This is a genomic window from Streptomyces sp. NPDC047453 (assembly GCF_040643155.1).
Taxonomy (GTDB): Bacteria; Actinomycetota; Actinomycetes; order Streptomycetales; family Streptomycetaceae; genus Streptomyces.
The window spans coordinates 24,388-35,591 of sequence record NZ_JBEYTS010000069.1; the positions used below are offsets into that span (position 1 = coordinate 24,388).

An 11,204-nucleotide genomic window follows, 5' to 3' on the forward strand; every position below is an offset into this window, starting at 1 on the left:
TGCGGTACGTGCGGGTGGGTGGATGGGGGCCGCCGAGCGCGTTGGTGCGGGACTGGTCGCGGGGGTCACGTGGCGGCCCCGGCCCGCCAGGTGGTCAGGCACCCGGTTACCCAGTCGGCGACCGGGCGGATCCCGTCGGCCTGGGTGAGGCTGGTGAAGGCGACGGGCAGGTCCCCGCGCTGGCGCTGCGCGTCGGCGGCCATGGTGTCGAGGTCGGCGTTCACGTACGGCGCGAGGTCGGTTTTGTTGACGACGAGGAGGTCGGCCGTGGTGATGCCGGGTCCGCCCTTGCGGGGGATGTCGTCGCCGCCGGCCACGTCGATGACGAAGATCTGTGTGTCGACGAGGCCCCGGGAGAAGGTCGCGGTGAGGTTGTCGCCGCCCGATTCGACGAGGATCAGGTCCAGTGGCCCGACGGTGGCCTCCAGGTCCTCGACGGCTTCGAGGTTGGCGGAGATGTCATCGCGGATCGCGGTGTGCGGGCAGGCGCCGGTCTCGACGGCGGCGATCCGCTCGGGCGGGAGCACGGCTGCGCGGCGCAGGAACTCGGCGTCCTCGCGGGTGTAGATGTCGTTGGTGACCACGGCGATGGACAGTTGGTCCCGCAGGGCCCGGCACAGTGCGGCCACGGTCGCGGTCTTTCCGGAGCCCACGGGGCCGCCGAGGCCGATGCGCAGCGCGCGGCGGCTGCCGTCAGACCGCAGTGGCTCGGCGCTGTGGGTGTGGCGGTGCGGCATGGTCACGGGCTGGTCGAGGTGCATGTCAACTCCCTGTCGGTGAAAGGGTGGTTCAGGAGGCGAAGAGCCGGACGGTCCAGGTGGAGTGCTGTTCGCCGATGAGGTCCAGCAACGGCGCGGACGCGGCCGGGAGGGCGTCGACGCCCTCCTCGGCGACCCGGGTCGTGGCGGCTGCGGCGGCCTCGGCCACGTCGTCGAGTTCGGGAGCCAGGCGTGCCAGCAGCGCGGTCGTGTCGAAGGGGTCGAGGCTGAGCAGCCGTACGGCGGCGGCCGCGGGGCCGCCGACGCTCTCGTACGCGGCTGCCTGTGCGGCATCCAGCGGGCTCAGCCCGGCAGCACGGGCGGTGACCCCGAGGACGACGGGCTGGTGCACGCCCTGCGGCCGGGCGTCGGCGAGCCGGTCCAGGTCGGCCGAGGGCCAGGTGGCGCGGGCCGCGCGGAGCAACTGCCGGCCGAGTCGTCGGGCGACCTTACGCAGAGCGGGCATGGGCGTTCGGGCGTCCGCTGCCTCGTCCAGGAGCAGGGCGTCGTAGCCGGTGGCCGCGGCGGCCGCGAGTCCGGCGGCGGTCAACCCGACTGTGTGCAGCCGCCCTCTGCAGAACGCCTCCAGACTCACGGGGTCGTGCACGCCGCCGGAGGACACCGCGGCCTCCACACCGCCGGAGTGGGCATGCCCCCCGGCGGGAAAACGGCCGTCGGCCAGGATGAGCAGGGCTGCACGGCTCACGAATGGCCCGCCTTTCGGGAACAGAAGAGGGGTACAGGTTCAGGCCGGCCCAGCAGAAGCGCCGGCCGGGGCCCCGGGGAGCCCGGGCCGGCGTCGTCCGCACGGGGCCGTCGGTGTGGGCGCCGGGGGCTTCAGAACAGGAAGTACCGCTGAGCCATGGGAAGTTCCGTCGCGTAGGTGCGGCTCACTGTTTGTCCGTCCACCTTGGTCCGCACGTCGGTGGTGACGGCGCCGCCGATGTTGACGTCGAAGGTATCGGGGTCGATCTTGATCTCTGGGAGCCCGCTGTTGAGTTTCATGTCGGCCTTGGTCACGTCACGGGTGCTGTCGATCCGGGCCGGCGGCTTGATCAGGCCCAGCCCGCCCAGGTCGCCGTCGAGGGCCAGTTGGGGGACGAAGTTGAAGGAGTTGGACCTCGTGGAGCGGCCGCACGAGCCCCACACCGGGCGCGGCAGGAACGGCTGCGGCGTGGGGATCGACGCATTGGCGTCGCCGATCTGCGCGTACGCGATCTGGCCGCCCTTGATGACCATGTGCGGCTTCACACCGAAGAACTTGGGCTCCCACAGGACCAGGTCCGCGAGCTTGCCCTGCTCCACGGAACCGACGCGGCCGGCGATGCCGTGGGTGATGGCCGGGTTGATGGTGTACTTCGCGACGTACCGCCTCACGCGGAAGTTGTCCGCCTGGGCGGTGTCCTCGTCGAGGTGCCCGTACCGGGTCTTCATCACGTGCGCGGTCTGCCACGTCCGCATGATCATCTCGCCGATGCGGCCCATGGCCTGCGCGTCGGAGGACATCATGGAGATGGCGCCCATGTCGTGCAGCAGGTCTTCGGCGGCCATCGTCGACGGGCGGATGCGGGAGTCGGCGAACGCCATGTCCGCCTCGACCTCCGGGTTCAGATGGTGGCAGACGATCATCATGTCGACGTGTTCCTTGACGGTGTTGACCGTCAGGGGCCGGGTCGGGTTCGTCGAGGCGGGCAGCACGTTCGAGTGGCCGACCAGGCTGATCATGTCGGGTGCGTGGCCGCCGCCGGCGCCTTCGACGTGGAAGACGTGGAGGCTGCGGTACCTCTGACCTTTCTTGCTGCGGGACGTGGTGGGGTCCAGGGTCGCTGCGAGGGTGTTCTGCACGAAGCCGGCTTCGTTCAGCGAGTCGGCGTGCAGAGCGATCTGGACACCGGTGTCGTCGCACACGGCGAGGGCCGCGTCGATCACGGCGGGCGTCGCGCCCCAGTCCTCGTGAATCTTGAAGCCGAGAACGCCGGCCCGGACCTGGTTCGTCAGCGCATCCTTGTTGATGGTGCTGCCCTTGCCGAGCAGCCCGACGTTGACCGGGAACTGGTCCAGCGCCTCGAACATCCGGTGGATGTGCCAGGTGCCGGGCGTCACCGTGGTGGCTGTACTGCCCTCGGCGGGCCCGGTGCCGCCGCCGATCAGGGTGGTCACGCCGGCCGCGAGCGCCTCGTGGATCTGCTCGGGGCACAGGAAGTGCACGTGTGTGTCGACGCCGCCCGCAGTGAGGATCCGCCCATTGCCTGAGATGACCTCCGTCTCCGGGCCGACGACGAAGTTCGAGGGCCGCACGTCCTCGAACACAGGGCAGCCGTCGAACGTCTCGGGGTCCATGGTCTCGGGGTTGTACGCCTTGCCGATCGCGGCGACTTCGCCGTCACGCAGCCCCACGTCAGCCTTCACGATGCCCCAGTGGTCGACGATCAGCGCACCGGTGATCACGGTGTCCACGGGAGCGTGGTCGCTGTCGCGCGCGTAGTGCGACTGCCCCATCGACTCGCGGATCACCTTGCCGCCCCCGAAGATCATCTCGTTGCCGCTGCGGTCAGGCCCGCCCGCCCAGTCCGCCTCGATGCGGATGACGAGATCGGTGTCGGCGAGTCGAACCCGGTCGTCCACGGTCGGGCCGTACAGATCGGCGTACTTGGCACGCGTCAGTGGCTCAGCCATCGAGCTCTCCGTTCCCACTCTTGATCTGCAGGCCCTTCACCCGGCGCTCACCCCTGATCGGGACGAGTTCCACGCACCGCTGGTCGCCCGGCTCAAACCGCTCCGACGTACCCGACGGAATGTTCAGCCGCTTCCCGTGCGCCTTCTCGCGGTCGAAGACCAGCCCGGGTACGGCTTCGTCACCGGATACGTATCCGTCGTTCGCCTCGGCGAAGTGGAAGTGCGAGCCGACCTGGACCGGCCGGTCCGACTCATTGCTCACGAACAGCCGCGTGACCGGATCACCTTCGTTGAACCTCACCAGATGGGGCTGACCGACCGGCATCGTGTCCACCGGCGCCTCGCCGTGCTCCTCGCACTTCTCCTCCGGATGCGGCTCCGGCTCAGCGACGAACTCGAACTTCCCCGGATGAACGGCCACTTCCTCGTCCGGCTCGTCAAACGGATCGTGGATCGTGACCAGCTTCGTGCCGTCCGGGAAAGTCGCCTCCACCTGGACGTTGTCGATCATCTCCGGAACGCCATCCATGACCTCGCTGCGCTTGAGCACGTGCCGCCCCGACTCCATGACGGAGTCGACGGTGGCGCCGGCCCGCGCCTCCTCGTACACGTGCGCCGACAACAGCGCCATGACCTCGGGATAATTCAGCAGCAGCCCGCGCTCACGGCGCCTCTGGGCGACGTCCGCTGCCACATGGATCAGCAGCCGTTCCTGCTCGTGCGGAGTCAGGTGCATACCGTCCCCTTTCCTGCTCGTCGCATTGACCCAGTGCGGCGAGGCTCACGAGGACCACGGGAACGGTCGGCCGTATGCCGCAACATGATCATTGACCTCGACGAGAAACGGACACGGGGAAGACACGCCCCCAGCCCTCAATGAGGTGAAACCGACGCACACCCCCGCAAAGCGACGATGCCCCCTGCACCCCGGCGAGCGCCCCTAGCGCGCCCCTGGGGCTCCGGCCGAACGAGCCGGGCTGGGCCGGCGGCCGGCGCGGCGAGATGACCTTTCCCGCAGTGGCAAGCGAGGGTGGGGCGACGGCCATGTCCACCGCATGCACGAGCCATTGCTCGTAGTTTCGTGCCGCACGGGCCGGCGGTGTGACCGGCCCGCTGCCGTCCTGTCCTACGTCCTGCTGATCGCTGACCGAGGGACCGCCAGGGCCGCGCACCGAATGTGCTGCCGCAGAAGGGCGATCAGGTCAGGCGCGGATACCGGCCGACGAATGAACAGCAATCCCCGGACAGCTTCCCCCCACTGTGGCCGACTCGCCGAACCGGTACGGACGTCGAACGTGCTGGCTCTCGTCTCGACGCATCCCTTGCCCGCGTCGCCCACAGGCCGCAGCCGTCTGCCCCGGGCCGTGCCGGTGACGAGTTGCTCATGCACCCTCCCGTCGCCCTCGACCGGTACCCGACGCGCCCGCGTTCAGTGTCTCCGTAAGGTCTCCCCAAACGGTGACAGAACGATATAGATTCCATATATAGGGAGTTCGTTCGATCAGTCTTTGCGGGAAACCGCTCATCTCGCCAACTATGCCAAGGCACGGGAGATGAACCCATGAGCGATCCTGAACAGGAACGTCCTGTAGCCCAAGAAGCCACTGATGCCACTGAGCCTGAGGCACCAAGTGGCGAGGAGGTCGCGCCGGAGGCCGGATCTGCCGCCGAGGAAGCGGAGGCCGGTACCGAAGCGCCCAACGGCGAGGAGGTTGCGCCGGAGACTGAACCGGCAGCCGAGGAAGCGGAGGCCGGTACCGAAGCGCCCAGCGGCGAGGAGGTTGCGCCGGAGACTGAACCGGCAGCCGAGGAAGCGGAGGCCGGTACCGAAACGCCCAGCGGCGAAGAGGTCGCGCCGGAGACTGAACCGGCAGCAGAAGGGAGTGATGGCGGCGGTGAGGAGTGAGGCAGCCCTGGCCTGTGGTCGCTGATCAAGGCCGTGGTCGGCCAGGGAATTTCCGGACCCATTCTCTCCGGTGCCGCCTGGAGCTATGCGCAGTCCGCCCGTTGCCCACTGGTGACGACTAGCGGGTAGCGGGCGACAGCATTCGGCCGCGTGCCCAGTCCCGCGCTGCCGCACCCCTGGCCACCCTGGCCGTCACCGTCGGGCTGCATCTGTGCGCCGCAGGCTGACCCGCTGTTTCCACGCACGGCCGAGGGTCTGCGGTTCAACGCCGGGGTGCAAGAACGCACAAGATCCAATTGCTCGCCCGGTCCTGTCCTCCGGGCTCTGGCACCCGCTTTCCCCGCCGCGGGAGGATGGCAGCAGCCCCAGCCCGATGTGCGCGGACCGGTTGCGGTTGTCGATGTTCCACGCACCGAGCCCATCCACATGGAGTGGACGAGCGGACCCGGACTTGGGGCTCTACCAGCGGATCGTCTCGCCTCCGTGGGCGACGTGGACGGTGAACTCTTCCAGCACCGGCAGGGCCCGCAGGCGCGCCGGCGGCCCAACTGGTTCTCGGCAGCGTCCCACAGGGCTTCGGGGCCGCCCTGAGCGGACGCTCCAGTGGCCATCTTCAGGAGTACGGGGATTTGGGTCGGGGTTTCGGGTCGTGACGGGTATGAAGCGGGGGCGTGTGGAGTCTGCTTGGATGTCGGAGATGACGAGTAGTTCCCCGGTTCCTCATGCAGATGATGCCGATTCCAGCCGCCTGCCCGATTTGCTGGTGCGTGCCGCCACCGGTCGGGACGGTCAGGTGTGGAGCGACCTGTGGACGGAGCTCTATCACAACGGTTCCCTTGACGTGTCCCATCCGCTGGTACTGCCGGCGCTGACGGACATGGCCGAGGGCGACGACGCCGACACGGCGGCTGCGGCTCTCCATCTGGCCGGTGCCCTCCTTGTTCAGGCCGACCAGCGGTACGAGACCCGGACACTGCGGGACCAGCACGCGCCCGAAGTCGCACGGCTGCTGGCCGCTGCGAACCGATGGCGGCAGGCCACTGATGATCGGAACGGCTACTGCCACCTGCTGGAGACGGTTCTGAACCTGGAGGGCGACATCCATTGGGCCGAGGAACTGATCTGGGGCATCGTCAACGAGGAGTACGAGCTTGAGTGCCCCGATCCAGACGGCTGCACGGCGCTATGGGTGATCATGGGTGAGCGGGGCTTCTTCAGCGCACCGGAGGATTACGCCCTCTCCGACAATGCCGAAACCCTTCCTCTGCATCCGGCCGATCCCGGCACCTTCGACGGCCTCGCCCGCCGCCTGCACGAGCTGGCCTTGGCGGACGGCCACGAGGATGTGGCGCACGCTTTGACCTATGCCTTCGGCGAGGCGACCTGCCCGCAGTGCGAAAGGCGCTTCTCCGTCGTCGGACAGCTCGCTGCTCGTTGGAGCTGAGAAGCTGATCTCTTCCTTCCAGGCGATGGCTTCAAAAGTCCTCCGGCGTCCACGGCCGCAGCTTCTCCGGGTTGCGGACCGCCCAGATCCGGGTGACGCGCCCGTCGGAGACGTCGAACGAGGCCACGGTCATGACGACGCCGGCACGCTGGGCGACCAGGCCCGGCATACCGTTGACCGACCGCTCCAGGAGCTCGAGCCCTGGAGCCTTATCGGCAATGGCGACCATGTACTGGGCGATGCGCACGCCGCCCTCGACCGGACGCAGGACGGTGCCGACCATGCCGCCGCCGTCGGCGGTCATCACGGCGGCCGGGTTGAGGAGACCGACGAGGGCTGCAATGTCCTTGGTCTCCCATGCCTCTTTGACGTGCCTCACCACGTCGGCCTGGCCGGTCGCCGTCACCGGAGCGCGCGCGACGCTCACACGCCGCCGGGCGGAGGCCGCCAGCTGCTTGCAGGCCGCAGGGGTCCGGCCGAGAACGTTGGCGATCTCGGCGAACGGGTACCGGAAGACGTCGTGCAGGACGAACGCCACCCGCTCGGCGGGCGTCATCGACTCCAGGACGACGAGGAAGGCCATGGCCACTGACTCATCCAGGACGATCTGGTCGGCGGGGTCTGCAGGGCCGGTGGGGTCGGCGCCGCCCGCGTGTTCCCACTCGGTGCGGTCGGGCAGCGGCTCGGGCAGCCACGCGCCGACGTAGCGTTCACGGCGGGCCCGCGCCGAGCCGAGCACGTCCAGGCAGATGCGGCTGGTCACCGTCGTCAGCCAGGCGCCGGGGGACAGGATCTCTTCCTGCCGGCTTCGTGGCAGTCTGTACCAGCGTGCGTAGGCATCCTGTACGGCGTCCTCGGCCTCGGTCACCGAACCGAGCAACCGGTAAGCGACATTGATCAGTTGGCGTCGCTCGCCGGCTATCTCATCTGTGCTGGTCCCGACAGTCCCCATGCTTCCGGCCGCCCCCTCGCCTTACCTTTCGCAGGCCCGCGTCGTCGGGCTGGTGAGAGCTTATAGATCTACTGCCCGAGGGCGGAAAAGGAGACTGTGACATGGCCACCGAGGTGACGGCGAACGCACAGCGCAGCTCCTCGTTCCTGCAGATCGCGATCGCCCTGCAGACCCTGACCATCTTCCTTCAGGCGGTTTCCGCCGGACTGCTGCTGACCTCGTCCTACGAGAGACGCTGCACAGTGTCGGAGCCCGTGTGATGTACGGGGCGTCGATGCTGTACGTGCTCGCGGCGGTGCTGGCGTGGAAGCCGGGCGGCGGTTCGCCCCGGCCTGTCTGGCACGCGTCAGGTTTCCTCGTACTCGCCTCGGTCCAGGTCGTGCTCGGCATCGCGCACGTCCCGTCGGTCCATCTCCCCCTGGGGGTCTTGATGTTCGGTCTGAGCGTGCTGGCGCTGGTCCGGCGCTGAGGTCCGATACGGGGCCCTGGGCGCGGGCGGGCCGGCCCTGCTGCGCAATCAGGGCCGGGCTGCGCAACGCACCGGCCTGCTGTGGTCGGGCTTATGGCCGGTGTCTCCCGTCGCCGTGGCCGGAGTGTCGGAGACTGCGGCTGAGGCTGCGCAATGGCCCGGTTCCCGCTGCGACTGAGCATGTCCGCTACGGGTCGCGGTGACGATCACTTGAAGACGCTCGAGGTTGTTTCTGAGCCTGGGGTCGCGAGGGAACGCAATGACGGGAACTGCCGTGAGGCCCGGGGCTGTCGAGGTCAGGCCGATGGTCGCCGCTGGGGTGCCGTCATCGGCCTGACGCACGTCCGGGCCACCATGGGAAGCGGCGTGGCGCACACCGTCAGCAGTTGTAGGAGGGCCCGGTCGGCTTCGGCGGGAGGCAGGGCTGACAACACCCGCACCGCGGTTTCTGCGGCACGGCGTGCCGGGCCGTGCAGGCGTAGCCACGCCAGCACTCTCTCCTCCCGTCGGCGCGCCTGAAGCCGTGCGCGGGCCATGTCGCGTCGGTGGCGCGCGTGCCGTTCGGCCCTGCTGCCGGGCGCCGCGGCGGCACTGACTGCATCCCAGCAGTGGAAGACGACCCGGTCGCGCACTCCCGCATCCGGTGCGCCGCGTGCCAGCCGGGGTGCGAGGTGGATCAGCCGGCTGCGGCCGGTATCGGTCACGGCGTCGTTGACCATTCGGGCGAGGGCCGCCAGGAGGTCATCGGTGCACGCCGGGTGGTCGGTGAAGCCGGTACCGGCCAGAAGCGAGACGTACTCCATGAGGCACATCCCGTCCGCCGGGCTCAGATGCGCGTACCGCTGGAGCACGACGGGACGTGTTCCGAAGCCATTCATCGCATGCACTTCTTTACGGTCAGGTCCCCAGTGCCAGGTGGACGAGCGCGTAGGTGGCGGCCGCGGCCAGTCCGGCGCCGGGCATGGTCAGCAGCCAGGCGGTGGCGATGTTGCGGGCCGTGCCCCAGTGCACCGCGGACAGCCGGCGGGTGGCGCCGGCGCCGAGGATCGCGGAGGTGATGGTGTGCGTGGTTGAGATCGGCGCCTGCCAGATGAACGCCGTCGCATACAGCACGCTCGCGGCGGCCGATTCGGCGGCGAAACCGCGCGGCGGGTCAAGGTGCACGATCCGCCGTCCCAGCGTGCGGATGATGCGCCAGCCGCCCGCGTACGTTCCCGCGGCCATCGAGGCGGCGACCGCCCCGATGACCCACCACGGCACGTCGAACGTGGCCTGCTGCCCAGCGGTGACCAGCGCGAGAACGACCACGCCCATCGTCTTCTGCGCGTCCTGCAGGCCGTGCCCCAGGCCCATCCCGGCCGCCGAGACGGACTGCGCGATACGGAAACCGTGCGTTGCCTTCGCCGGCTGTGCGCGCCGGAAGATCCACAGGATCGCCGTGTGTACCAGGTAGCCGAGCACGACCCCGAGCGCGGGCGAGATGACCATCGGCAGGATGACCTTGTCCACCACCCCGCTCCAGTGCACGCCGCTGGCAGCAGCGAGCGCGGCGCCGACCAAGCCGCCGATCAGAGCATGTGTGGAGGAGGTGGGCAGTCCCAGCCGCCAGGTGATCAGGTTCCAGCAGATGGCGCCGATCAGGGCGGCGAACACCACGCTCAGACCGTGGGAGCTGGTCGGTGTGGCGATGATGCCCGCCCCGACCGTCTTTGCCACCCCTGTGCCCAGCGCCGCACCGGCGAAGTTCATGCACGCGGCGAGCGCCAGCGCGGCAGCCGGGGTCAGCGCACGGGTGGAGACCGATGTCGCGATCGCGTTCGCGGCATCGTGGAAGCCGTTGGTGAAGTCGAACGCCAAGGCGATGACCACCACAGCAACCAGGGCAGCCAGATTCGCGTCCATCGAGCCTGACTCCGTCCACCGAAAGTGGCGTACCACAACATAATGGACTTCGTTCATGAACGGGGGAAGCGGCATGACCCAGGGCAGCGGTGGCAACCGGCGGAAGGTGCGGGCCGCGGACCCGGCCGACAGGACGCCGGCGCTGGAGTTCGCCTACGAGGGCGTGCTCGACGGCTCGCGCACCGGCGACCTCACGCATCGCCCGGCCGAGGACGTCAGCATCACCGTGCCCGTCGCCAAGGCGCCTGCCTCGATCGCGCTGACGGCGCCCGGCCCGCCCGGATGAGGCGGCGTCCGCCTCAGTGCGCTCCGCTCCCTGGCCTCGGCTGTCTGCTGCGTCCCCGTCGCGGTCCACCAGCGTCCAACTCGCTTGATCCACCGGTTGGTCTCCCGGTCTCCTGCCCGGTGGCGCTGGCACGTCCGGGGCGGCCAGACCCTGGTCGTCGCGCAGTCACGCCGCACAAAAGAGGCGGGTTGCCTGTTCCGGCAACCCGCCTTCCATCATCGTGAGCAGTCAGCCCCGGACAATGTTTTGTGCCTGCGGGCCCTTCTGGCCCTGGCCGATGTCAAAGGTGACGTGCTCGCCCTCCGTCAGCTCACGGTAGCCGCCCCCGCCCTGGATCTCGGAGTAGTGGGCGAAGACGTCCGGGCCTCCGTCGTCCTGGGCGATGAAGCCATAACCCTTTTCGGAGTTGAACCACTTCACGGTGCCGCTGGCCATACTGCTATTCCTTCGTTCATGCCCGGGAACAGCCCTTGATCACGGGCATGTTCCGGCTCCCGTAACAAAAGAGCCACCAGCCGTTCTACCCCGTGCTGCCTGGTCTACCCGGCCGGGACACACGCGCACGAGCGGCTCAAGCGCCGGGAGTACGCCAGGGCAGGTCAAACCGCCTACGCACCGCAGGGCCGACTGACCTGAGAGCCGGATGGTGGGGCAAGCCTGGGGTATGGCGTCAGGGGCGTGGCGCTCCGGGTGGGGCATGTTCGGCCAGTCGGGTGGCTAGGGTCTGTGCCGAGTTGAGATCTTCATGTGAGGCTGCGGAGCCAGATGACCGCGCCGCGTAAGTGAAGTCCGGCGAGGTAGCTGACCGGGG

General features: G+C 69.0%; 11 protein-coding genes and 2 pseudogenes. 4 read left to right on the forward strand and 9 right to left on the reverse strand.

Features of this window, described 5'->3' with window-relative positions:
- Positions 1-65: 65 nt before the first annotated feature.
- The 5 genes and pseudogenes from ureG to ABZ818_RS34795 all read right to left on the reverse strand — a co-directional run.
- Entirely contained in the window at positions 66-761 is a 696-nt protein-coding gene (gene ureG / locus ABZ818_RS34775; protein ID WP_361423761.1) for an urease accessory protein UreG, read from the reverse strand.
- A gap of 28 nt (positions 762-789) precedes the next feature.
- A complete protein-coding gene (locus ABZ818_RS34780; RefSeq protein WP_361423764.1) occupies positions 790-1,464 on the reverse strand; it encodes an urease accessory UreF family protein in 675 nt (224 codons plus the stop codon).
- Positions 1,465-1,595: 131 nt separating this feature from the next.
- Positions 1,596-3,434 (reverse strand): urease subunit alpha, encoded by a 1,839-nt coding sequence (locus ABZ818_RS34785; protein WP_361423767.1) that lies wholly within the window; start codon positions 3,432-3,434, stop codon positions 1,596-1,598.
- On the reverse strand, positions 3,427-3,759 hold the full coding sequence (gene ureB / locus ABZ818_RS34790; RefSeq protein ID WP_361423792.1) for an urease subunit beta: 333 nt from the start codon (positions 3,757-3,759) through the stop codon (positions 3,427-3,429). Before ureB ends, ABZ818_RS34785 begins: the two co-directional genes overlap by 8 nt.
- Before the next feature lie 117 nt (positions 3,760-3,876).
- A pseudogene (locus ABZ818_RS34795) lies at positions 3,877-4,170 on the reverse strand (urease subunit gamma); the annotation flags it as partial.
- An 825-nt stretch (positions 4,171-4,995) separates the two neighbouring features.
- On the opposite strand from ABZ818_RS34795, the gene ABZ818_RS34800 reads away from it, so the two are divergent.
- Together ABZ818_RS34800 and ABZ818_RS34805 are read left to right on the forward strand one after the other, a co-directional pair.
- On the forward strand, positions 4,996-5,340 hold the full coding sequence (locus ABZ818_RS34800; protein ID WP_361423770.1) for a hypothetical protein: 345 nt from the start codon (positions 4,996-4,998) through the stop codon (positions 5,338-5,340).
- A gap of 688 nt (positions 5,341-6,028) precedes the next feature.
- Positions 6,029-6,784: a hypothetical protein gene (locus ABZ818_RS34805; RefSeq protein WP_361423773.1), complete on the forward strand. Its 756-nt coding sequence runs from the start codon at positions 6,029-6,031 to the stop codon at positions 6,782-6,784.
- 31 nt (positions 6,785-6,815) lie between these two features.
- Here the strand turns inward: ABZ818_RS34805 and sigJ are convergent, their stop codons facing one another.
- On the reverse strand, positions 6,816-7,736 hold the full coding sequence (gene sigJ / locus ABZ818_RS34810; RefSeq protein ID WP_361423776.1) for an RNA polymerase sigma factor SigJ: 921 nt from the start codon (positions 7,734-7,736) through the stop codon (positions 6,816-6,818).
- Positions 7,737-7,837: 101 nt separating this feature from the next.
- Between sigJ and ABZ818_RS34815 the strand changes: the two are divergent.
- A pseudogene (locus ABZ818_RS34815) lies at positions 7,838-8,205 on the forward strand (hypothetical protein).
- A gap of 296 nt (positions 8,206-8,501) precedes the next feature.
- Here the strand turns inward: ABZ818_RS34815 and ABZ818_RS34820 are convergent.
- Both ABZ818_RS34820 and ABZ818_RS34825 read right to left on the reverse strand, forming a co-directional pair.
- Positions 8,502-9,083: a hypothetical protein gene (locus tag ABZ818_RS34820; protein ID WP_361423779.1), complete on the reverse strand. Its 582-nt coding sequence runs from the start codon at positions 9,081-9,083 to the stop codon at positions 8,502-8,504.
- Between the two features lie 19 nt (positions 9,084-9,102).
- Positions 9,103-10,107, reverse strand: a complete 1,005-nt coding sequence (locus tag ABZ818_RS34825; protein ID WP_361423782.1) for an inorganic phosphate transporter — start codon at positions 10,105-10,107, stop codon at positions 9,103-9,105.
- A gap of 55 nt (positions 10,108-10,162) precedes the next feature.
- Between ABZ818_RS34825 and ABZ818_RS34830 the strand changes: the two genes are divergently transcribed.
- Positions 10,163-10,393 (forward strand): hypothetical protein, encoded by a 231-nt coding sequence (locus tag ABZ818_RS34830; RefSeq protein WP_361423785.1) that lies wholly within the window; start codon positions 10,163-10,165, stop codon positions 10,391-10,393.
- Positions 10,394-10,621: 228 nt separating this feature from the next.
- Here ABZ818_RS34830 and ABZ818_RS34835 read toward each other — a convergent pair whose 3' ends face one another.
- On the reverse strand, positions 10,622-10,828 hold the full coding sequence (locus ABZ818_RS34835) for a cold-shock protein (protein WP_141367736.1): 207 nt from the start codon (positions 10,826-10,828) through the stop codon (positions 10,622-10,624).
- Positions 10,829-11,204: the final 376 nt, after the last annotated feature.